This window comes from Hymenobacter yonginensis, assembly GCF_027625995.1.
GTDB classification, from domain to species: Bacteria; Bacteroidota; Bacteroidia; order Cytophagales; family Hymenobacteraceae; genus Hymenobacter; species Hymenobacter yonginensis.
Map to the genome: position 1 here is coordinate 3,815,703 of NZ_CP115396.1, position 22,282 is coordinate 3,837,984.

Annotated in this window: 20 protein-coding genes and 1 tRNA gene; 9 read left to right on the forward strand and 12 right to left on the reverse strand. The window is 61.1% G+C overall.

Annotated elements, in window-relative coordinates; translation table 11 throughout:
• Positions 1 to 57 precede the first annotated feature (57 nt).
• The 7 genes from O9Z63_RS16425 to O9Z63_RS16455 all read right to left on the reverse strand — a co-directional run bounded on the left by O9Z63_RS16425 (position 58) and on the right by O9Z63_RS16455 (position 5,572).
• Positions 58 to 1,104: an adenylate/guanylate cyclase domain-containing protein gene (locus O9Z63_RS16425; protein WP_270126426.1), complete on the reverse strand. Its 1,047-nt coding sequence runs from the start codon at positions 1,102 to 1,104 to the stop codon at positions 58 to 60.
• Positions 1,101 to 1,481, reverse strand: coding sequence for a response regulator (locus O9Z63_RS16430; protein WP_270126427.1), 381 nt, complete (start codon positions 1,479 to 1,481; stop codon positions 1,101 to 1,103). Before O9Z63_RS16430 ends, O9Z63_RS16425 begins: the two co-directional genes overlap by 4 nt.
• A 96-nt stretch (positions 1,482 to 1,577) precedes the next feature.
• Positions 1,578 to 3,710 carry an ATP-binding protein gene (locus tag O9Z63_RS16435; protein WP_270126428.1) on the reverse strand — a complete coding sequence of 711 codons (2,133 nt, stop codon included), beginning with the start codon at positions 3,708 to 3,710 and terminating at the stop codon, positions 1,578 to 1,580.
• A 129-nt stretch (positions 3,711 to 3,839) separates the two neighbouring features.
• Positions 3,840 to 4,346, reverse strand: coding sequence for a hypothetical protein (locus O9Z63_RS16440; RefSeq protein ID WP_270126429.1), 507 nt, complete (start codon positions 4,344 to 4,346; stop codon positions 3,840 to 3,842).
• Between the two features lie 62 nt (positions 4,347 to 4,408).
• Positions 4,409 to 4,855 (reverse strand): hypothetical protein, encoded by a 447-nt coding sequence (locus O9Z63_RS16445; protein WP_270126430.1) that lies wholly within the window; start codon positions 4,853 to 4,855, stop codon positions 4,409 to 4,411.
• Between the two features lie 62 nt (positions 4,856 to 4,917).
• Positions 4,918 to 5,352 (reverse strand): hypothetical protein, encoded by a 435-nt coding sequence (locus O9Z63_RS16450; protein WP_270126431.1) that lies wholly within the window; start codon positions 5,350 to 5,352, stop codon positions 4,918 to 4,920.
• A 147-nt stretch (positions 5,353 to 5,499) separates the two neighbouring features.
• Positions 5,500 to 5,572, reverse strand: a tRNA-Met gene (locus tag O9Z63_RS16455).
• 228 nt (positions 5,573 to 5,800) lie between these two features.
• Here O9Z63_RS16455 and O9Z63_RS16460 point away from each other — a divergent pair.
• On the forward strand, positions 5,801 to 6,952 hold the full coding sequence (locus O9Z63_RS16460; protein WP_270126433.1) for an alpha/beta hydrolase: 1,152 nt from the start codon (positions 5,801 to 5,803) through the stop codon (positions 6,950 to 6,952).
• A gap of 198 nt (positions 6,953 to 7,150) precedes the next feature.
• On the opposite strand, the gene O9Z63_RS16465 is transcribed toward O9Z63_RS16460, so the two are convergent.
• Entirely contained in the window at positions 7,151 to 9,067 is a 1,917-nt protein-coding gene (locus O9Z63_RS16465; RefSeq protein WP_270126434.1) for a BamA/TamA family outer membrane protein, read from the reverse strand.
• Positions 9,068 to 9,237: 170 nt separating this feature from the next.
• Between O9Z63_RS16465 and O9Z63_RS16470 the strand changes: the two genes are divergently transcribed.
• From O9Z63_RS16470 to O9Z63_RS16490, 5 genes are all read left to right on the forward strand, one after another.
• The gene (locus O9Z63_RS16470) at positions 9,238 to 9,741 is read left to right on the forward strand and encodes a hypothetical protein (protein ID WP_270126435.1); all 504 of its coding nucleotides are present in this window, start codon (positions 9,238 to 9,240) and stop codon (positions 9,739 to 9,741) included.
• A 259-nt stretch (positions 9,742 to 10,000) separates the two neighbouring features.
• Positions 10,001 to 11,146 carry a radical SAM family heme chaperone HemW gene (gene hemW, locus O9Z63_RS16475; protein ID WP_270126436.1) on the forward strand — a complete coding sequence of 382 codons (1,146 nt, stop codon included), beginning with the start codon at positions 10,001 to 10,003 and terminating at the stop codon, positions 11,144 to 11,146.
• A gap of 243 nt (positions 11,147 to 11,389) precedes the next feature.
• Complete coding sequence (locus O9Z63_RS16480; protein ID WP_270126437.1) at positions 11,390 to 11,896, forward strand: hypothetical protein; 507 nt, start codon at positions 11,390 to 11,392, stop codon at positions 11,894 to 11,896.
• 132 nt (positions 11,897 to 12,028) lie between these two features.
• Complete coding sequence (locus O9Z63_RS16485; RefSeq protein WP_270126438.1) at positions 12,029 to 12,712, forward strand: alpha/beta fold hydrolase; 684 nt, start codon at positions 12,029 to 12,031, stop codon at positions 12,710 to 12,712.
• A 176-nt stretch (positions 12,713 to 12,888) separates the two neighbouring features.
• Positions 12,889 to 13,659 carry a cyclase family protein gene (locus O9Z63_RS16490; protein WP_270126439.1) on the forward strand — a complete coding sequence of 257 codons (771 nt, stop codon included), beginning with the start codon at positions 12,889 to 12,891 and terminating at the stop codon, positions 13,657 to 13,659.
• 71 nt (positions 13,660 to 13,730) lie between these two features.
• Here O9Z63_RS16490 and rpmA read toward each other — a convergent pair whose 3' ends face one another.
• The 3 genes from rpmA to O9Z63_RS16505 all read right to left on the reverse strand — a co-directional run bounded on the left by rpmA (position 13,731) and on the right by O9Z63_RS16505 (position 14,869).
• Positions 13,731 to 14,006, reverse strand: a complete 276-nt coding sequence (rpmA, locus tag O9Z63_RS16495; RefSeq protein WP_270126440.1) for a 50S ribosomal protein L27 — start codon at positions 14,004 to 14,006, stop codon at positions 13,731 to 13,733.
• 104 nt (positions 14,007 to 14,110) lie between these two features.
• A complete protein-coding gene (gene rplU / locus O9Z63_RS16500) occupies positions 14,111 to 14,416 on the reverse strand; it encodes a 50S ribosomal protein L21 (RefSeq protein ID WP_044015375.1) in 306 nt (101 codons plus the stop codon).
• A gap of 84 nt (positions 14,417 to 14,500) precedes the next feature.
• Positions 14,501 to 14,869, reverse strand: a complete 369-nt coding sequence (locus O9Z63_RS16505) for a hypothetical protein (RefSeq protein ID WP_270126441.1) — start codon at positions 14,867 to 14,869, stop codon at positions 14,501 to 14,503.
• 17 nt (positions 14,870 to 14,886) lie between these two features.
• Between O9Z63_RS16505 and O9Z63_RS16510 the strand changes: the two genes are divergently transcribed.
• Positions 14,887 to 15,849 carry a ribonucleoside-diphosphate reductase small subunit gene (locus tag O9Z63_RS16510; protein WP_071884505.1) on the forward strand — a complete coding sequence of 321 codons (963 nt, stop codon included), beginning with the start codon at positions 14,887 to 14,889 and terminating at the stop codon, positions 15,847 to 15,849.
• A 117-nt stretch (positions 15,850 to 15,966) separates the two neighbouring features.
• On the opposite strand, the gene O9Z63_RS16515 is transcribed toward O9Z63_RS16510, so the two are convergent.
• The gene (locus O9Z63_RS16515; protein WP_270126442.1) at positions 15,967 to 17,094 is read right to left on the reverse strand and encodes a metallophosphoesterase; all 1,128 of its coding nucleotides are present in this window, start codon (positions 17,092 to 17,094) and stop codon (positions 15,967 to 15,969) included.
• Positions 17,095 to 17,740: 646 nt separating this feature from the next.
• On the opposite strand from O9Z63_RS16515, the gene O9Z63_RS16520 reads away from it, so the two are divergent.
• Both O9Z63_RS16520 and O9Z63_RS16525 read left to right on the forward strand, forming a co-directional pair.
• On the forward strand, positions 17,741 to 19,405 hold the full coding sequence (locus tag O9Z63_RS16520; RefSeq protein ID WP_270126444.1) for a CotH kinase family protein: 1,665 nt from the start codon (positions 17,741 to 17,743) through the stop codon (positions 19,403 to 19,405).
• 394 nt (positions 19,406 to 19,799) lie between these two features.
• Positions 19,800 to 22,181: a ribonucleoside-diphosphate reductase subunit alpha gene (locus O9Z63_RS16525; protein ID WP_270126445.1), complete on the forward strand. Its 2,382-nt coding sequence runs from the start codon at positions 19,800 to 19,802 to the stop codon at positions 22,179 to 22,181.
• Positions 22,182 to 22,282: the final 101 nt, after the last annotated feature.

Consider the following 22,282-nt stretch of genomic DNA (forward strand, 5'->3'; position numbering starts at 1 on the left):
GCCTCTGCATGACGTTCAACCATTCACCTCATCACCCCACTACCTCATCACTAACAATCACTCCAATACCTCATACAGCAGCACCGGCTCGGCTTTGTTCTTGAGGCGCACCTCACCTACGGCCTGGCACCGGAATGAGTCCTGCACGCGGGTATGGATGGCGTCGGTGATGAGGATCTGGTGGCGCTGGGCGGCATCCTGCAGGCGCTGACCCAGGTTCACTACATCTCCAATGACGGTGTAGTCGAGGCGGCGCAGCGTGGCCGAGCCGATGTTACCGGACACCATTTCGCCGGAGCTGATGCCGATGGACACAGCCGGCTCATAGTCGAGGCTTTCGGGCAGGGCCCGCGGGATAGTCTGCACGAGGCTGCGCACGGCCAGCGCGGCATCAATGGCCCGGTCGAGGTGGTAGTCGCCGCGGAATACGGCCATGACGGCGTCGCCAATGAATTTATCGACGTAGCCGCCCTGCGTGATAATCTCTTTCACCATCTGGTCGAAGTAGGTGTTAAGCATGGCCACTACCTCCTGGGCCGGCATCTTCTCGGCCAGCATCGTGAAGCCGCAGATATCAATGAAAACCACCGTGGCCTGCACGGTTTCGCTGGCCAGCAGCCGGTTGCTGAACTCGGGCCGGGCCATGAACTTGAGCACCGTTTCGTCGACGTAGAGGCGCAGCACCTTGTTTTCCTCCATCATGTGCAGGGCCGTGCGCAGCTCCTGCACCTGGGCAATGGTTTTTTCGATGGTCAACTCCAGGTCGTTGAAATCCACCGGCTTGCACACGAAGTCGAAGGCCCCGCGGTTCATGGCCGTCCGGATGTTGGCCATGTCGCCGTAGGCCGAGACTATCACCGTTTTCACCACCGGGTTGGCCTCGCGCAGGTGCGTGAGCAGCGTCAGGCCGTCCATCACGGGCATGTTGATGTCGGCCAGCACCACGTCGATGTCGGGGTGGGCGGCCAGCACGGCCAGGGCCTCTTCGCCGTTGCCGGCAAACAGAAACTCGTAGGCTTCCTCCCGGATTTTGCGGCGGAAGCGCTGCCGGATCAGCAGCTGCAGGTCGGCCTCGTCGTCAACTACCAGAATCTTGGTTTTCATGCGGCCGGCTCCAGGCTAAGCTTGTGTTTGAGGGCGGCAAAGTCCACGGGCTTGGCCAGCAGGTCTTCGGCGCCGTCGTAGCGGGCCTGCTGGCGGCTGGCGTCGTCGGCGTTGGCCGTGAGCATCAGCACGCGGGTGGCAGGCAGCTCGTGGCTGGCCCGGATGCGCCGCAACAGCTCCAGTCCGCTCATTCCCGGCATATTGATATCAGAAAGCACCACCACCGGCTCGGTGGGGTGCTGGTGCAGGTACTCCAGGGCGTCCTCGCCCGAAAACACGAACGTGAACAGGTGCTCCCCGCTGCGAATCTCGCGGCGGAAGCGCAGCTCAAACAACGGCTTCACGTCCGTTTCGTCGTCGACTACCAGTATGTTCATCGTAGCAGTCTTAATGAGTAAGAAAATGGCAGACACCTTTCAGAAGAGCAATTTACGTATACTTAACAAATAAATTTTATAACTATTTTACTTGATTTAGTCTTCAATATCCAGCGGCAGCCGGATGATAAATTCCGTGAACTCGCCTTCTTGCGTCTCCACCGACAGCGTGCCGCCATGCACGCGCGTTACCATGTCGTAGCTTAACGACAACCCCAGGCCGGTGCCTTCGCCAGGCGGCTTGGTGGTGAAAAACGGCTGAAACACCTTGTCGGTAAGGGCAGCGGCAATGCCAGTGCCGTTGTCGCGCACCCGGATTTCCACTTCGTTCGGATGGCGGCGGGTGCACACCTTCACTTCTGGCTGGTAGGGCCGGGCCAGGTGGCGCTGCTTTTCGGCTACGGCGTAGAAAGCGTTGGTAAACAGGTTGAGCAGCACCCGGCTCAAATCCTGCGGCACCACTTCCACCAGGCCCATGTGGGGGTCGAGGTGGGTGGTTATGAGCACGTTGAAGTTTTTGTTTTTGGCCCGCAGGCCGTGGTAGCTCAGGCGCAGGTACTCATCGACCAAGGCGTTGAGGTCGGTGGGGCGGCGCTGGCCGGTGCTGGCGCGCGAGTGCTCCAGCATGCCCTTCACGATGCTGTCGGCGCGGTGGCCGTGCTCGGCTATCTTCTGCTGCATGCCGTCCAGGTCCTGCAGCAGGGCCCCCAGCACAGCGCGCCGGGGCGCAGGCAGGGGCTCGGCGTCCAGCTCCTGGCGCAGCTCGGCCAGCAGCTCGCCGCTCACCTCCGCAAAGTTGTTCACGAAGTTGAGCGGGTTCTGGATTTCGTGGGCCACGCCGGCCGTCAGCTCCCCGAGGCTGGCCATCTTCTCGCGCTGCACCAGCTGGCTCTGGGTGGCCTGCAGCTGGTGCAGGGCTTGGTCGAGGTTGTCGCGCTGTTGGGCAATCTGGTCGTTGCGCTCGTTTAGCTGACGGTTGGCGCGCTGCTTGAGCACGATGTTGCGCCACAGCAGCGAGGCCAGCACCAGCAGGCCGCCCAGCCCCGCCAGCAATGCATAGAGCTGCTGGCGCTGGCGGGCGCTTTTCTGGGCCTGCAGCTGGCGGGTTTTGGTGAGCAGGGCAATCTGCTGCTGCTTTTTATCCAGCTCGAAACCGTAGCGCAGGGCGCTGGTCTGCTCCTGCACCTGCTTGCCCGACAGCGTATCCTTGTATGCTACAAATAGTTGCAGGTAGGTAAAGGCCCGCGCCGAATCGTGGCGGGCGGCGTAGGCGCGGGCCAGCACGTCGCTGGCGTTGCGGATGTTTTCGTTGTTGCGGTGCTGCTGGCTGAGCTGCAGGCCATGCCGGGCCAGCACAATGGCACTGTCGGGCTGGTTGAGGGCCAGGTACACGCGCGCCATAATCAGCTCTGCGGCGGGCAAACTGAACACGTCGTTGCCGGTGCGGGTAAGCTGGCGGGCACGCTGGCCGTGCAGCAGGGCCAGCGCATGGCGGCCCTGCTCCTCATGCAGCTCGGCCACGTCAATCTCATCAATGGCCTCGCTCTTGCTGTCACCGAGCTTGCGGTTGAGGGCAATGGCCTGCTGGTAGCTGGCCAGCGCCAGCCGGTAGCGCCGCTGCTGCTGGTAGGAGTTGCCCAGCACGTTCAGGGCGGAGGCCACAGCGCGCTCATCCCCAAGCTGGCGGGCGTCGCGCAGGGCGGTTTGCAGCACCAGCACGGCACTGCGGTAGTCGCCCAGCTGATTGTAGATGTTGCCCAGCGTCACGCGCAGCCGCACCTGGGCCTGCTGGTCGTGCACCTGCTCGGCCAGATGCAGCCCTTTCAGGCCGGCCTGCATGGCGGGCACGGGGCTGCCCTGCACCATGTAAATCAGACTGAGCTGCATGTACACGTTGCTGAGGCCGGCGCGGTCGGCGCGGCGCGTAAACAGGCGGCGGGCCTGCTCGGTGTAGTACAGGGCCGGCGTGTAGTCGGCCTGGCGGCGGTAGAGCGTGCCCAGCCGAAGCAGCGCCTGGCCCTCGCCCATGGGGTCGGTAATCCGGCGGGCTAGGGCCAGCGCCTGCTTGGTTAGGGCAATGGCTTCTACCGGTTGCTGCTTGCCTACCTCCGTCGCCAGCGCCTGCAGGCTGCGCACCCGGGTGGTATCGGCCTGCGGGTGGGTGGCTACCACCTGGCGCAGACTATCGAGGGCGCGCGACTGCGCCCTTGCCCCGGGACCGGTCAGCATTCCTGCCGCCAACAGCAAAACCAGTGGATGACAGCGCAGCATAAGCAGCAGGCACAAGATAGTGGCAGCATAGCCAGGGTAAAGCACCCGCGGAAAGCGGCCCGCAGGCTTCAGAAACGCCGGCCTGCGCTAGCCGCCGGCAGCACCCAGCAGTAGCAGCTTGCCCGCGCCACTGAGCAGCAGCAGCAGTGTAATCCATTCCTTCCGGCCCGGATAATCGGGATTGATGGCCACACCCATCCGGTAGCCCTGCACGTCTACCAGGCTGCCCAGCCGGGGGGTGGTATACATGCCCGACGGGTCGGGCTGCACAGGTTCCTTGGTGGTTCCCGGCAGTTCGCCGGCGTGCTCAAGCTGCGCGAAGTCGCCGTCTACCTCATCGGAGCCCCAGTAAACGGCCGGGCTATGCTGCAGCGCCGGCGAGCCCGCCTTCACGCCCGTTACCCGCAGCTCGGCCTGGTAAGTGGTTTCGAGCGGGTCGATGTTGGCCGTGAACACCTTGAAAACAGCCAGCAGTGGCTTTTCCACGTCCGGCTTTTCCCGGTCCAGCAGCTTGCCGTAGTGCGCAACGGCCTTATCGAAGTCCGCTTCCGGCACCCGGTAGTCAACAATACATCTTCGCGGATTGTGCAGCATGGCCAGTGGGCGGATAAGAAGGCAGACGCAGAAAGGCAACCGGGCAGTATGGCGCGCGGCGGCTATGGAAAGTCCGGATTGATGATGAAGCCCGTGCGGTTGCCAAACGCATCCACAATGCCCGCCTCCCGCTCAGCAAAGCTTCGGCGCCGCACCTGGCTGCCCGCCTCCGCAGGTTCCTCCGCCTCTGACGGCTCCTCGGCGGCTTCTTCCGGCGCGCGTGGCGCAACAACGTCCATGGCATCGGTGCCCCAGAATACAAGCGGCACGTTGTCGGTGGGGGTGGCGTCTTCGGGCACGCAGGTCAGGCACAGCTCGCACTGAAAATACTCGTCGTCGTTGGGCACCTTGAATACTTCAATCACCAGCTGCTCCTCGGGCATAGGATCGGGCAGCTGCGGCAGAAACAGGCCGGCGTAATGGCGCACGGCTTGGGCGAAGTCCTTCTTCGGAATCCGGTATTCAATCAGTACCCGGCGGGCCGTGTCGCTCATGGCTGCGTGCGTCAAGTCGTGTGGTATCTACTGAGGATGCGTCGGCTGGCATAGCCGTGGGGCTTGGGCACCCCGCTTTAGACCTCCGATGGTGGCTCTTTCGCCAGCGTCAGCGGGTAATCGGGATTGATGGACCCAAACCGGTTGTCGAAGGCATCGATGACACTGGTTCGGTAGTGCCCGCCTTGGTCGGATACTGGCGGCTCGTCCTGCGGGCCGGGTTTCTGGCCATTCAGGAGGTCGTCATATGCGTCCTGAATACTGCTTTCGGTAAACCAGTACACCACCGGCCCCAGCACCGTGCTACCCTCTGCCATGGCCCGGATACCCACGTAAAATAGCCGTTCCTTCTTTTTCTTCTTGTAGGCCGTCAGCAACACCAGCTCCGGCTGGTCAGTTTTGCGGTGGCTGACGCCAAACACGCCTTCATAATAGAGGATGGCGTTGGCAAACTCCGCCTGCGTCACCCGAAACTCTATGGCACATTGCTTTACATTGTACTTGGCAGCCATGGCAGCAGGTGTTAGAGAAGAAGATAAAGGGAATATATAAAATATTATTTATATAATAAATTTTTATCTTTTACGAAGCAACCACGACACTTTCAGGCATGAAAAAAGGCCAGACAATTCCGAAGAACTATCTGGCCTTTTTGAAGGTAGCGGGGACTGGACTCGAACCAGTGACCTTTGGGTTATGAGCCCAACGAGCTACCAACTGCTCCACCCCGCACTGTTTGGTAATACAAATGTAAGAGGGTTTTCTGGAATAGCGACACCAGCGCGCACAAATACCGGCTGGCCGACGGTTGGCCCCTGATTGTCAGCCACAAAATTTTCATCTCACCCGGGCAAGTTTCCATTTAGTGTACACAATTGTGCCGTTCTGCCACCCCAGACACCAACCTGCCGTAAAGCCCCTCACTCTTTTGTACTACCGAACCCCAAGTAACTCCTACTCATGCACCACACGTCTCTCACGCGCAACACGCTGGCCGCCTCGCTGCTGCTAGCCGGCCTCGGTCTGGCATCCTGCAACACCACCCAAACCACCGACTCCGCCACTACTACCGCCTCCTCCGACTCGACCATGATGGCCACGGACACGGCGAAGGCCGCCGGTGCCATGGCCGTGCAGCCCACCGGCCCCGCCCCAGCCTGGGCTACCGGCATCAAGCCCGAAATGCAGGCCGTAATTGAAACGCTGGGCACGATGGGTGGCAAGCCTATCGAAACCCTGACCGCGCAGGAAGCCCGCCAGCAGCCCACGCCCGCCGACGCGGTGATGAAGCTGATGCGCGATAAGAACATTCCCGCGCCAGCCGTAACGGCCGATACCATGAGCCGCATGGTGATGCCCGGTGTGAAAGTGCGCATCTACACGCCTAAAGGCGCTACCGGCCCGCTGCCGGTGGTGGTGTACTACCACGGTGGCGGCTGGGTGATTGCCAACCTCGATACCTACGACGGTTCCGTGCGCGGGCTGGTGGAGAAAACCGGCGCCATCTTCGTGTCGGTGGCTTACCGCCAGGCACCCGAAAACAAGTTTCCGACGGCCCACAACGACTCGTTTGCAGCCTACCAGTGGGTGCTGAAAAATGCTGCTTCGTTTAACGGAGACCCCAAGAAGATTGCGGTAGTGGGCGAAAGCGCCGGTGGCAACCTGGCCGCCTCGGTGAGCATGATGGCCCGCGACAAAAAGGTGATGATGCCCCTGCACCAGGTGCTGGTGTACCCCATTGCCGGCTACGACATGAACACGCCTTCGTACCAGAAAAACGCCGAGGCCAAGCCCCTGAACAAGGCCATGATGGGGTGGTTCTTCGACAAGTACCTGCGCAGCGCCGCCGACGGCAAGAGCCCGATGATTTCGCTGGTGAATGCCAACCTGAAAGGCCTGCCCGCCACCACCGTCATCACCGCCAGCCTCGACCCGCTGATGAGCGACGGCAGCATGCTGGCCGACAAGCTGAAAGCCGCCGGCGTAGCCACCAAGTACCAGAACTTCGAGGGCGTAACGCACGAGTTCTTCGGGATGGCCGCCGTAGTGCCCCAAGCCGCCCAGGCCCAGGATATGGCCGCCGCCGAGCTGAAAAGCGCTTTGATGAAGTAGTTGCCTTCAACTGCCATAACTAACAAGGCCCCGCTGCAATGCAGCGAGGCCTTGTTGTTTTAAAGGAGCGTGTAAGTGTGGTGCCACGACTTTTTCTGTCGTGGTACCATTATCGTTGAACGACAACCAGCCGCGCCGTTCAACAATAGTGGTACCACGAGGCCCTGCGGGCAACTCGTGGCACCACATCGTTCTACCCTAAAACCGGCTGGTGATGCCGAAGTGGATTTTGCCGGCGCCCAGGGCCAGCTTCTGCTGCCGGTCGCGGCCGAGGGCGTAGACGAACTGGAACTGGCCGGCGCCGGTGCGGAAGCTCAGGCCGGCGCCCAGGCCGGTAGGCGCGTCGTCGTTGGAGGCCGTCAGGATGTCGAGGCGCAGGTAGCCCTGGTCGACGAAGGCGAAGACGTAGGCGTCGGGGCCGGTGAACTGGCGGTATTCCAGGGTGCCGACGGCGTACTGGCTGGCGTAGAAGTTCAGCTCGTTGAAGCCGCGCAGCGTGGAGAGGCCGCCCAGCCGGAACAAGTCGTTCAGGAACAGCCGGCGGTTGAACAGGGCCTCGCCGCGCACCCGGGCCAGCAGCACCCCGCCCCGCCCGATGCGGTTGTAGCGCTCCAGCCGGGTGCTCACGCTCACCTGCGTGGTGCGCAGCGGCAGGCCCTGGTATAGCTCCTCCTTCAGCTCGGCGTTGCGGCTGATAAGCTTGCTGCCCACGGAGGCCTGCCCACTGGCCAGCACCCCGGTGCGCGGGAAAAACGGGTCGTCGAGCGTGGTCCAGACGTAGTCAAGGCCATAGGCAGTGAAGCGGGAGTCGATGTTCTGGGGCAGAGCCGTAGCCAGGCTGTCCACGAGCAGCAGGCGCGAGCTACGCCACTCCGTGAAGAAGCCCACACGCCCGGCCCGCGCCGTGGGGTAAGTTATCTGCAGGCGCGGCCGCAGCGTCTGGAAGGCGTTGACGGGGTCGGTCTGGCGGTAGAGGTTGAAGTTGCCGTCGAGCTCCAGCGGCGTGCCGAAGAAGGTGGGGTGGCTGTATTGGGCGTCGAGCTGCTGCGAGTTGGCATCTACCTTGCGCCACTGCAGCCCCAGCCCTTTGCCGCCGCCCTTGAGGTTGCGCAGCGCAATCGTGACGTCGCCGGTGAGCTGCACGCGCTTCTGGCCGAGCGTGGGCGTGGGGTTAGGGAGCACGCCCACAATGGCATCGAACTGGTTGGCGGTGCGGTCTTCGAGCAGCAGGTACACCCGCGCCCGGCCCTGCGCAAACCGCACCTCTGGCTCGGCCTTGAGCTGCAGGTACGGCAGCTGCCGTAGCCGCCGCGCCGCCTCCTGCACCCGCTCCTGGCTGTAGGGCTGGTTGGGGAAAATCTGCAGATACTTGGTCAGGAAGCGTTTTTTGGTTTTGGTGTTGCCCACAATCTGCAGCGAGTCGAACACGATGGCCGGGCCGCGCTCCAGCACCACGCGGCCCTCAATATCGGCGCCGCGCAGCTGCACCGAGTCCAGGCGCACGATGGCGAACGGGAAGCCCTGGTTTTCGGCTTCGGTGAGGATGCGCTGCTGCAGCCGGCTCCACTCCTGCGGCTGAAATGGCTGCTCGCGGTACAGCTTTTCGCGGTAGCCGGCGCGCGTGAGCAGGCCGTCGCCGAGGTTGCCGTTGCGCAGCCGCGCCCACCGAAACTGCTCGCCGATGTAGAGCTGCACCCGCACCGTGTCGCGGCGCCAGCGCATGGCGTCGGCGGAGGCCGTGAGGTAGCTCTGGCCCTGCAGCGCCAGCACTAGCTCGCGCACTTCGCGCAGCACGGCCAGCGAATCGGGCAGCACCAGCTTGGTACGGTAGCGGCGCAGCACGGCGCGGTCGGCGGCTTCGGTTTCCAGCACCAGCACGCGGGGCTTGCGCACCGGCAGCGCCGCCCGGCGGGCGGGCACGGCGGCACGGGCGCTGTCGGGGCGGCTGGCCTGGGTGGTATCGGGGCGCAGGGCGCGCGTGGTGTCCGGTGGCATAGCCGGCATAGCCTGCGGCGGCAGGTTGAGGTTGAGCGGCGTGGTTTGGGCCCACGCGGCGCTCGGGCTGCCCGTCAGCAGCCAGCACCAACCCAGAAAAAGCAGTAAGCGGGCAGCCATGATGGCAAGTAAACGCAAAACCAGGGTTTTCGTGCGTTCGTGGGATATAGCAGCTATTATAATTGAGGCGTTCTTGCTTCTCGGTATCAAACAGTAGATTTGATTCCTGCTATCCACTACTGGCTATAGAGGAACCCAATTTTACGCTTGGACATCGTTATTCAACATTCATGAAGCCTACGTCAACAGATACAGTGAGAGGTAAACGCGCGAAGTACAGAAGAGGCGACTGCCTGATTATCAGCTACGACCAACTCACTTTCTACGCTGCTTTCGTCGCACAGAAAACCAGCAAGCATTACTATCTGACCCTGATTGATTATAAGGAAGCGAGAAGGCCGACGATGCAGGATTTTGCGTCCGCCCGATTCTTTGGCATACTGATTCCCGCAACAACAGGCTATGTACACGGCCTAGGAGAACATATGCTGCCTTGTCTGACCACGGATGCGGACAACGGACTGGAAAAGGTAGGAACACTTGATTTAGGCGCGGAAGATTTGCCTGGTTCCATCACAAACACAGGTTCTGTTGAAGCCTTAATCGCCAGCTACGATACCCGAATTGCTGCTCTGAATCAGAAGACGCAAGCTATAGCCGATGGCGCTTTGGCACCCAAGCTGCGCCTGCAACTTCTGGATATCAGCACTATTCTGCACAGCGGCGCAGGATAAGTTGTTTTCCTGGCCTGCCTACTGAATCACCAGCACATTGTGGAAAAGTCACCCAGCGGCAGCAGGTGTGTGGAACCCGAAAAAGAGCCACATAGCGACGCTAGGTTTGCCGGCGAATCTGCCGCCGCTACGCGCTTTTCGGCAACTATGGCCTGCTAGTATTCTTCGCTGACGCAGCTGCCTGCCGCCCACGCTCCCGGCCGTATCTTTGCCCCTGCGGTAGCGCCCGCCCCATTTCCGCGCCGCCCGCTACCCGCCCATGCCCGGACTGTATCTCCACATCCCCTTCTGCAAGCAGGCCTGCCACTACTGCGACTTCCACTTCAGCACCAGCATGGCCCTGAAGAGCCGGCTCGTGGAGGCCATCACCCAGGAGCTGGCCTTGCGCGCCGACTACCTGGGCCCGCAGGCTACGCTGGACACCATCTACTTCGGTGGTGGCACGCCCTCGTTACTCACCCAGGCCGAACTGAAACAGTTGTTCGACGCCATCCACCGGCATTTCCGGGTGGCCGCGGATGTGGAAATCACGCTAGAAGCCAACCCCGACGACCTGACGCCGCAGAAGGTGCGGGAGCTGGCGGCCTCGCCCATCAACCGGCTCAGCATCGGACTGCAGAGCTTCCACGAGCCGCATTTGCGCCTGATGAACCGGGCGCACTCGGCCACGGAGTCGGGCGCGGCGGTGCGGCTGGCGCAGGACGCAGGCTTCGAGAATATTTCGGTGGATCTGATCTATGGGGTGCCCGCCGACAGCCACGCCATCTGGGAGCAGGACATGGCGGCGGCCTTCGCGCTGGGCGTGCCGCACCTCTCCTGCTACGCCCTCACCGTGGAGCCCGACACCGTGTTTGGCCGCCGCCAGCAGAAAGGCACGTTCCGCCCCCCGCCCGACGATTTCGTGGCCCGGCAGTTTGAGCTGCTACTCTCGGAAATGGCCCGCCACGGCTACCAGCAGTACGAAATCAGCAACTTCTGCCAGCCCGGCCGCGAGTCTAGGCACAACTCGGCGTACTGGCGCGGCGTGCCCTACCTGGGCCTGGGCCCGAGCGCCCACTCCTTCAACGGCCACAGCCGCCAGTACACCCTCGCCAACAACCCGCAGTACGTGGCCGCCGTGCTGGAGCGGCAGGAGGTGCCCGCCACCATCGAAGTCCTCTCGCCGCTGGACCGCGCCAACGAGTACCTGATGACCAGTCTGCGCACCGCCTACGGCACCGACCTGTACCACCTGCGCGACACGCTCGGCGTGGATTTGCTGACCCAGCAGGCCGCCTACCTGCACGAGCTGCAGACCACCAACCTGGCCACCCTCGACGACGCCGGCACCCTGCGCCTCACCGACCAGGGCAAGCTCCTCGCCGACCACATCACCCTCACTCTGTTCCAGAGCCCGACGGAGTAACGCTAAGCTCCGGCTTGGCGAAGAGCGCAGCGAGTACGCGAAACCGCGCCACTTGCGCCAACGCGTAGATACTCGCGTTGCTCGTCGCCAAACCGGAGCTTAGCGCTACACGCATAGCCGGCGCAAAATTCTTACATTCCTACTACCCTAACGCTCTGCGACTTCGCCACCGGCCGGATTCCGCTGGCTGTGCCCGCACAGCTTTGCTTCGGAGGATTCAAAAAATCCGCGTAATCTTCAAGTATGAGAAGACTGATTGATGCTTTGGCCGACGACACGGACTTTTTCATCGAACAGGTGCAGATTACGGCCATTGTGTTCGACAACTCCGATGACGTAACCATCTGGGCGACTACCTTTTTTGACCAGGAACCGCACTTTTTTCACCTGGGCCTGCAGTTCCAGCAGCTCGACCTGCTGCTGCGCCTGGCCGCCGAGCGCGCCGACCGGCTGCAGGAAGACGTGGCCGACGCCTTGGCGACCGTCACGGAATGGCCCTGCCTGCTCGAATACACTTCTGAGGCTGAACCACCGGTGCCGCTGCCCAACGTGGCCCTCAAGCTCTCCTGCACCTATCCTGCCGACGGTCCTTTCGAAGACGATGAATCCGACGAGGACGACGGCGCCGACGACACGTTCAACATCAGCATCGACCCCGACGCCGACGACGCGGATGCCGCAGAATACGAATCCAGCATGCCCCACAACATCTTCTACCTCGAAGACGTGTTTCTGCGGGTAGAGCCGTGAGTAGTTGAATTGCTGGATGGCTGAATTGTTAAATGGCTTGATTACTAAATCGTTGTTCTTGTTAAGCAGTTGTACAGCTAGCCAGTTGACCATTCAACCATTTAACAATTCAACCATTAAGCCATTTAACCAATGTTCTACCTGATACCGGGTTTGGGGGCGGATGAGCGGGTTTTTCGGAACCTGCAGCCCTTGCTGCACGGCCCCACGCAGGTGCTGCAGTGGCTGCTGCCGGAGCCGGAGGAACTGCTGCCGCACTACGCGGCGCGCATGGCCGAGGCCATACCGGCCGGGCAGCCGTGTTTGCTAGTGGGCGTGTCGTTTGGCGGGGTGGTGGCGCTGGAAATCTGCCGGATCCGGCCGCTGGCGCGGGCCATCCTCATCAGTAGCGTGCCCGATGCCAGCTGCCTGCCGCCGCTGCTGCGCCTGATCCGGGGCAGCGGCGCCTACCGGCTGTTTCCGCCGCAGTGGCTGAAGCTATTTCCGCGGGCCGGCCAGTGGTATTTTGGCGTTCGGAACGGTGAGGAATACCAGCTGTTTCACCAGATTCTGCAGGACATGGAGCCGCGCTACACGCGCTGGGCCATCCATCGGCTGCTGCACTGGGACAGCACCAGCGCCGGCCGCAGCATCCAGATCCTGGGCACCCACGACCGGGTATTCCCGCCCGGCCCCACGCCCGTCGACTACCTTATCCCCGGCGGCGGCCACTTTATGGTCGTCAGCCACGCCCCCCAGATTGCCGAAATCCTAAACCAACTGGCAGCTGAGCTGCCCCTAGCACGTCATTCCGAGCAGCGCGAGGAATCCCGCTAGCGTAGTATTGCCTTCACCGAACGCCTTGCCCCATCTGGTCATGCTAAGCTTGTCGAAGCATCTCTACCGCTTCGTTAGTCTAGTACTGCAACGTCAGCACGCCAGATGCTTCGGCTGCGCCTCTGCATGACGTTCTGCCACTCCACCCATCCACCACTCCACAAATCCACCGCTGCATGCTTGCCACTTACCCGCACCACGGCCGCGCCTACTCCTTCAACCCGGCCGCGCCGCTGGACATCTCCCTGCCGCTGGCGCCCGGCAAAAACCAGGTAAACTGCTTCTGGGCGGAACCGGTGCAGGTTGACGTGATTCGGGTGGGCGACTTTGTGGGCAGCGTAGCGCTGGGCGGCAGCACCAACTACCAGCGCGTGCACCTTACGCCCCACGGCAACGGCACCCACACTGAGTGCTACGGCCACATTTCGCCCGACCCACAAGCCACGCTCAACCGCTGCCTGCGCCGCTTCCTGTTTGTGGCCCGGCTGGTATCGGTGCAGCCCCGCCCGCAAGCCAACGGCGACGCGGTGGTATTACTGGAAGACGTGCGCCGCGAGCTGGAAGGCGGCCCAGATGCTACCGTTCCGCTGGAGGCGCTGGTGCTGCGCACCCTTCCCAACCACCGCGCCAAGCGCACCCGCCACTACTCCGGCACCAACCCCACCTACCTCGAGCCCGCCCTGGCCCACTACCTGGCCGAGCGCCACATCGAGCACCTGCTGCTGGATTTGCCCAGCGTCGACCGGGAGGAAGACGGCGGCCAGCTGCTGGCGCACCACGCCTTCTGGCAGTATCCGCATGCCACCCGCACCCACGCCACCATCACCGAGCTGATATTCGTGCCCGACGAGGTGGAAGACGGGCTGTTTCTGCTCAGCCTGCAGCCTACTAGCCTAGAGCTGGACGCCAGCCCCAGCAAGCCCGTGCTGTATGCGCTGGGCAGCTAATAGCACACCCCAACGCACAAAGGGACGGCCCGTGAGAGCCGTCCCTTTTGCTTGCGCTAGACTTATAGTTACTACTCGGCGGTAGCTGCTTCAGCAACCGGAACTACCGATACGAACGAACGGTCTTTGCGGCCCTTGCGGAACTGCACCGTGCCGTCGATCATAGCGAACAGCGTGTGGTCCTTGCCGATACCCACGTTCTGGCCGGGGTGGTGCTTGGTGCCGCGCTGACGCACGATGATGTTGCCGGAAATGATAGACTGACCACCGAAGATCTTCACGCCGAGGCGCTTGGATTCTGATTCGCGGCCGTTGTTGGAGCTACCTACGCCTTTCTTGTGTGCCATGGTATTTAGTGCTTAGTGCTTGGTTGTTAGTGCTTGGGAATTGTTGGGCCGAAACCGCTCAGTTGAACCAACCAAGCCTCAGGCACCAACAACGAGGCACTAAATTAACCGATGCTGTTGATCATTACTTTGGTGAACTGCTGACGGTGACCGTTCAGCTTCTTGTAGCCCTTGCGGCGCTTCTTCTTGAACACCAGCACCTTGTCGCCCTTTACGTGCGCCAGAATGGTACCAGTTACGGCTACGTCCAGCAGCGGCGAGCCGATGGTGATGGTTCCGTCGTTATCGGTGAGCATGGCTTTGCCCAGCTCCACACTGTCGCCGACGTTGCCAGCCAAACGGTGGGCGTATACAAATTTATTGGCTTCGACCTTAGTCTGCTTCCCGGCTATGTTGACAATTGCGTACATCGGCGTCTTCGCGGTTTCTGAAAAATGGAAGGCAAAAGTAGAAGTATCATTTTACAAATCCAAACCCTAACTCATTAAACATCATTACTCCACCACGCAGGCGGCCTGCAGCCAGGTGTCAAGGAACGCGCCAGCGGGTACGCGAATAGCTTTTTTGTGGAAAACCACGATTGTCCACACGCAAAATGTGGAAAACTTTTCCTGTTTCCAGGATTTTCCGCCGTTTTCCGCTTCTTTTCGGGAATATAGTGCCCCTAAAGTGCTTATGCGGCAACGAAAATTTAACACACAAAAAATGCCGCTGCCGTGCCGGGCAACCCGGGCGAGGAGGGTATATTTGGTGCCGGAGCCGGCCGCCGGCCAGCTCTGCCCGCCCGGAACATTCTGCTTCCGCTGCTGGTTTCTGGCCTCCCGGGCGTATCCCGCCGGTGGGGCGCGCCAAGATCCTTTCACCCGTATTGCTTTCAGTTATGGAACCGCTGCTTACCGAGAATCCCAACCGATTCGTCCTCTTCCCCATCCAGCACAACGATGTGTGGCAGATGTATAAGAAGGCGGAAGCCTCGTTCTGGACGGCCGAGGAAATTGACCTCTCGCAGGACCAGAAAGACTGGGAAGCCCTCAGCGACAACGAGCGGCACTTCATCAGCCACGTGCTGGCCTTCTTCGCGGCCTCCGACGGCATCGTGAACGAAAACTTGGCCGTGAACTTCATGCAGGAGGTGCAGATGGCCGAGGCCCGCTGCTTCTACGGCTTCCAGGTGATGATGGAAAACATCCACTCCGAAACCTACTCGCTGCTGATCGACACCTACATCAAAGACCCCAAGCAGAAAGACTACCTCTTCAACGCCCTGGAAACGGTGCCGTGCGTGAAGAAGAAGGGCGACTGGGCCATCAAGTGGATCAACTCCGAGAACTTCACCGAGCGTCTCATTGCCTTCGCGGCCGTGGAAGGCATCTTCTTCTCGGGCTCGTTCTGCAGCATTTTCTGGCTGAAGAAGCGCGGCCTGATGCCCGGCCTCACGTTCTCCAACGAGCTGATTTCGCGCGACGAAGGCCTGCACTGCGACTTCGCATGCCTGCTCTACAAAGACCACCTGCAGAACAAGCTGCCCGAAGCCCGCGTGCACGAAATCATCAAGGATGCCGTGCAGATTGAGCAGGAGTTTGTAACCGACGCGCTGCCCGTGAACCTGATTGGCATGAACGCTAAGAGCATGAGCCAGTACATCGAGTTCGTGGCCGACCGCCTGCTGGAGTCGCTGGGCTACAGCAAGGTGTATGGCGCCTCCAACCCTTTCGACTTCATGGAGATGATTTCGCTGCAGGGCAAAACCAACTTCTTTGAGAAGCGCGTGGCCGAGTACCAGAAGGCCGGCGTGATGAGTGAGCGGACCGAAAACGCCTTCTCGCTGGACGAGGACTTTTAAGCTCTCTTCCTTCTCAGGAAGGCCCCAACAGAACAGCGCCCCTCCCAACCGGCCCGCAGCTACTTGCTGCAAAGCCGCTGGGAGGGGCGCTGTTCTGTTGGGGCCTGATGGCCGTTGCTACAAGGCTACCACCCGGGTGGTCTGCGAGAAGTTGCTGCCGAGCAGTTGCACGTAGTAGAGGCCCGCCGGCAGTGCGTCGCGGGTCCAGGGCAGCCGGTGGATGCCGGCGCGCACCGACGCCTTCTGCAGCACCGCAACCTGCTGCCCCAGGGCATTCAGCAGGCGTAGCTCCACTGCGCCGGCAGTCGGCAGAAAGTATTCTATCGTGGCGGATTGCTGCACCGGGTTGGGCGCTACCGGGTACAGCATGGGCTGGGTGCCCGGCACATAGTGCAGCACGTGCGTATCGACCAGCACACGGTTGCGGGTGTAGAACTGCAGCGTCAGGCTGTCGGGGGTGGCGCTGAGCAGCATGGCGCCGTAGTTGCCGGTGTAGGTGAACTGGCTTTGCGGCACCCGCTGCGGACGAACAGGGTAGAGACTGCGCCCGCCCAGCCCGTTCACGAAGTAGGCCAGCCCGTCCACGTCCAGCCGCTCGTAGTGGTGGTCGTGGCCGGCCAGCACCATCGAGGCACCCCACTCCCGAAACGGCCACTGCAGCGCGGGTGTGTTGCCGTGGTAGCCCGACGAATAGGGCGCGTGGTGCAGATACACCACCTTCCAGCGCGACCGGGAGGCCGCCAGCCGCGCCTTCAGCCACTGCGCCTGCACCGAGGTGGCCCCGATGCCGTCGGGCTCGGCCGGGTCGCTGTTGAGGGCAAACAGGTGCACGTCGCCGCGCACGAAGTCGTAGTAGCGGCCGTTGCCGGGCAGCGTGAAATAGTCGCGGTAGGCCTCACCGTTGCGGGTGTAGTAGTCGTGGTTGCCGAGCGAGGGGAAGAACCGGTTGGTGGACGCCCGCGGCCCGTAGCGGCCCTTGTAGTTGCCGATGTAGGTGTGGTAGTACTGGCCGATGTTCTGGTCGATGGTGGTGGAGTCGCCCAGGTCGTAGTTGTTGTCGCCGAGGGTGATGATGAACTCCGGATTCCAGCTTTTCACCAGCTGCGACACGTCGCGCTCGGGCGTACCGGCAAAGCCATAGTCGCCGATGGCGGCGAAGCGCTGGGCCGAGGCCTCCGTGGAAAATGCAAACAGGCCATAAAGCCAGGCGGCACAGCATAGTGTGTGGCAATAAAAAGACTTCATTAGGACTGGCCTCACAACAAATAGCATTGGACAAAGAACATTATTCCATCTTACTCTAGAGTGGCGTTTTTGTTCTTATTTCGCAGCCTGATTTATAAAATACTACGCACTTCGGCGTAGCTTTTTTATTCTACCTCCCTGCTTCTATTCTGCTGGTACAGCAATAGTAGTTGCGTGATTTACGCAGCTTCAATCTACCCCGGTTTTCCTTCTATTTCCCTGTCTTCTTTCTATTCTTTTCAATCTATCCCGTGATGGTTATTTATTCTGCTACTGCGCCGGTATCCGGGCAGTTCAGCTCCTGCTTTTTCCGGCCCACGCTCTATCGGCCTGCACACTCCGGCCTGCTTCCGGCACCGTTGCCCGGTGCGGCTTCCCAGCTACCTGCGCTTTCCCCAATCGGCCGCTGACGCCTTAGCGGGCCGTTTTGCTGCGGCTGCCGGCCCCGTAGTTGCCGTGGTTTGGCGGCCTGCAGCTACGTGTAGCCCACTGCTTGCGCAGGACCATGCAAACACATCAGGCGTCGGCAGATCATTCCATTTAGCCAGAAATATTTTTTTCTACTGTTTCCCTTACTACCTACTCCATGTGTAAAAAAACTACCCTAAAAAATTACCTGCTTACGGCCGCTTTATTGCTGATAACGATGCTTAGCGCCGTTGCCTCCAACACGGATACGCTGGTGGTGGCCTCGAATTTTTACCACATCGACCGCCAGAAAAATATCATTGTAATTAACAGTGGCCTGGCCGAATTAAATAGTAACGGCGAAAATATAAAAAGCCATATATTATTAGATAGTCTGTACACCTTCGACCAGACGGTGACGGGCGTAGCCACCAACGCGTCGTATCAGGTGAAGCTGGAGGGGGAGAGCTACACGCTCTACTTCACGCAGCTGCCCATCGTGCGCATCACGGCTCGCCAGGACATTGTGGATAGTCCGAGCATCTACGCCACTTTCTCGCTTGCGCAGCCCAGCGGAGCCGTGGTGACGTCGGCTATGGGCATTGAGTTTCGGGGCGGCTCTTCGCAGGCCAACCCCAAGAAATCGTTTGAGCTGAGCTTCTGGAACGACACGACCGGCGCCAGCAGCCGCGACGTGGCCTTGCTGGGCATGCGCACCGACAACAAGTACAACCTGCAGGCCCTCTACAACGAGCCGCTGCGGGTGCGCAGCAAGGTGTCCAACGAGCTGTGGCAGGACATCCACCAGATCTACTACAAAAACCTGGAGCCCGACGCCAAAAACGGCATCAACATGCAGTACGTGGAGGTGTTTGTCAACGGTGAGTACCGCGGCGTGTACGCCCTGAGTGAGCGGGTCGACCGCAAGCAGCTCAAGCTGAAGAAGCACAACAACGGCATTGTGGGGGAACTCTACAAAGGCGCCGACTGGCAAGGCGGCGCCACGACCTTCACGGCCCTGCCGCCCTTCGACAACGCCAGCGAAACCTGGGGCGGCTTCGAGTACAAGCACCCGGAAGAGGAAATCAACTGGACCAACCTCTACAACTTCGTTGATTTCGTGAAGAACAGCTCCGACCAGGAGTTCTTCAGCACCTACAAGCAGAAGTTTGAGCTGCGCAACGCCGTCGACTACTTCATTCTGCTGAACCTGCTGCGCGCCTCCGACAACACCGGCAAAAACCTCTACATCGCCAAATACAAGAAAGGCGAGCCCTACTACTACGTGCCGTGGGACCTGGACGGCGTGTTCGGCACCGACTGGACGGGCGCCAACACCGGCCCGGTGGAGGACCTGCTGTCGAATGGCTTCTACGACCGGCTGCAGATGGACTGCTCACCCAACGGCTTCCGCGACCAGCTGCGCACCCGCTGGGCCGCGCTGCGCCAGAGCGTGATTACGCAGGAAAGCATCATGGCCCGCTTTGCGGCCAACAACCAGTTTTTGCTCAAGAACAACGTGTACGAGCGGGAGCAGCGCGCCTGGGACGGCTACGAGGCCAGCAGCACCCAGCTTGACTACATGGCCACCTGGCTGAGCGCCCGCCTGCGCTACCTCGACGGCCGATTTGGAGCGGCGTGTGCGCCGCTGTCTGCCACCACGGCCAAGCAGCCCGCCCTGGTTAAGCTCTACCCCAACCCGGCCACCGACCACCTGACCGTGGAGTGCGAGGCCACGGCCTACCAGCTCACCCTGCGCGACCTGCAGGGCCGGGTAATGCTGCAAACCACGCTGCGCGGCCGCCTCAATCAGGTCAGCACGGCCCACCTGCCCAAGGGCATGTACGTGGCCACCATCCAGAGTGGCACGCTGCTGAAAACCGAAAAGGTGCTGCTCAACTAGCCCCCGGCGGCTGGTGCCGCGCCGCTTGTTTTCCCTCTCCAACGGTCTGCCGGTCTTCGGCAGACCGTTGGTATTTTGGGGGCGGGCGGCCGGGGCGGCTGGTGCCAGATAGCATTTCGCCGCCAATCTGCCAACCCCAATTTCGGGCGGCGCCTAAGGCTATATAGCGGCCTTCGGATTCCGAAAAAGCCCCTGAACTGCATTGCGTTAGGCTTATGTGGAAAACTTCTGAAAAGAAGGTTTGTCCTACAGCCCAGATAGAAATAACTTCCGCTATCAATGGATACCGCGCCGTTACGAGCGGGCCTCCTTCGAGCTGTTTCCGACCTGCTGCCGCCTCCTGACCGAGCGGCTCTGCCATACCCCAACACTCCCCACATCAACTGCTACGCTTATGTTGGTACTCAAACGCGACGGCCGCCGCGAATCCGTGAAATTCGATAAGGTTACGGCCCGCATCGAGAAGCTTTGCTACGGTCTCAACCAGAATTTCATTTCCCCGATTGAGGTAGCCAAAAAGGTTATCGACGGGATTTACGACGGCGTGACCACCGTGGAGCTGGACAACCTGGCTGCCGAAACCGCCGCCTCGCTCACCACCAAGCACCCCGACTACGCCATCCTGGCCGCCCGCATTGCCGTGAGCAACCTGCACAAGGTCACCAGCAAGTCGTTCAGCAGCACCATGAAGCGGCTGCACACCTACGAGGACCCCAAAACCGGCGAAAACGCTTCCCTCATTGCCCAGGACGTGTGGGAAATCGTGCACGCCCACGCCGCTACCCTCGACTCGGCCATCATCTACGACCGGGACTACAACTACGACTACTTCGGCTTTAAGACGCTGGAGCGCAGCTACCTGCTGCGCCTCGACGGCAAGGTGGTGGAGCGGCCCCAGCACATGATTATGCGCGTGGCCGTGGGTATTCACAAAGAGGACATTGCCGCCGCCATCGAGACGTACAATCTGATGAGCGAGCGGTGGTTCACGCACGCCACGCCTACGCTGTTCAACGCCGGCACGCCCAAGCCCCAGCTCAGCTCGTGCTTCCTGCTCACGATGAAGGACGACTCCATCGAGGGCATTTACGACACGCTGAAGAACTGCGCCCTGATTTCGCAGAGCGCCGGCGGCATTGGCCTGGCCGTGCACAACGTGCGCGCCACGGGCTCCTACATCAAAGGCACTAACGGCACCAGCAACGGCCTCACGCCCATGCTGAAGGTGTTCAACGACACGGCCCGCTACGTGGACCAGGGCGGCGGCAAGCGCAAAGGCGCTTTCGCCATCTACCTGGAGCCCTGGCACGCCGACATCCTCGACTTCCTGGACCTGAAAAAGAACCACGGCAAGGAGGAAATGCGCGCCCGCGACCTGTTCTACGCCCTCTGGACGCCCGACCTGTTCATGAAGCGCGTGGAAGCCAACGGCGACTGGACGCTGATGTGCCCCCACGAGTGCCCCGGCCTGGACACCACTTACGGCGAGGAGTTCGAGAAGCTCTACCAGAAGTATGAGCGCGAAGGCCGCGGCCGCAAGACCATCAAGGCCCAGGAGCTGTGGTTTGCCATTCTGGAAAGCCAGACCGAGACCGGCACGCCCTACATGCTGTTCAAGGACGCCGCCAACAGCAAGAGCAACCAGAAAAACCTCGGCACCATCAAGAGCTCCAACCTCTGCACCGAGATTATGGAGTACACCGACGAGAACGAAATTGCCGTGTGCAACCTCGCCTCGCTGGCCCTGCCCCGCTACGTGCGCCCCAACGAAGCCGGCAACCTCATCTTCGACCACCAGAAGCTCTACGAGGTTACCTACCACGCCACGCTGAACCTGAACAAGGTTATCGACATCAATTACTACCCCGTAATTGAGGCCGAGCGCAGCAACCGCCGCCACCGCCCCATCGGGCTAGGCGTGCAGGGCCTGGCCGATACGTTCATTGCCCTGCGCATGCCCTTCGAGAGCGACGAAGCCAGCGGCCTGAACAAGGACATCTTCGAGACCATCTACTTCGCGGCCATGACGGCCTCCAAGGATTTGGCCATCCGCGACGGCCACTACGAAACCTTCCCCGGCTCGCCGCTGAGCGAGGGCAAATTCCAGTTCGACCTCTGGAACGTGCAGCCCGACTCCGGCCGCTGGGACTGGGACACGCTGCGCGCTCAGGTAATGGAGCATGGCGTACGCAACTCGCTGCTGGTAGCGCCTATGCCTACCGCTTCTACCGCTCAGATTCTGGGCAATAACGAGTCGTTTGAGCCTTACACCTCCAACATCTACGTGCGCCGCGTGCTGAGCGGCGAGTTCATGGTGGTGAACAAGCACCTGCTGAAAGACCTGGTGAAGCTGGGCCTGTGGAACGAGCAGATGAAAAACGCCATCATTGCCGCCAACGGCTCGGTGCAGGACATCCCCACCATCCCGCAGCACATCAAGGACCTGTACAAAACGGTGTGGGAGATTTCGCAGCGCCGCATCATTGACATGTCGGCCGACCGGGGCGCGTACATCTGCCAGAGCCAGAGCCTGAACCTGCACGTGCTGAATGTGAACTTCGGGAAGCTCACCAGCATGCACTTCCACTCGTGGAAGAAGGGCCTGAAAACCGGCATGTACTACCTGCGCACCAAAGCCGCCGCCGACGCCATCAAGTTCACGGTGCAGAAGCAAGCCGCCGAGACCCTGGAGCCGCTGAACGTATCGGCCCAGAACGCCTCCGACATGGCCTGCTCCCTGGATAACCCCGACGCCTGCGAGGCTTGCGGTTCGTAAGGAGCTCATTTTATATAAAGAAAAGGCTCGCTTTAAAGCGAGCCTTTTCTTTATATTCTTAATCATCCTTCTTTTTACGTCGCCTGCCGCAACTGCGGTGC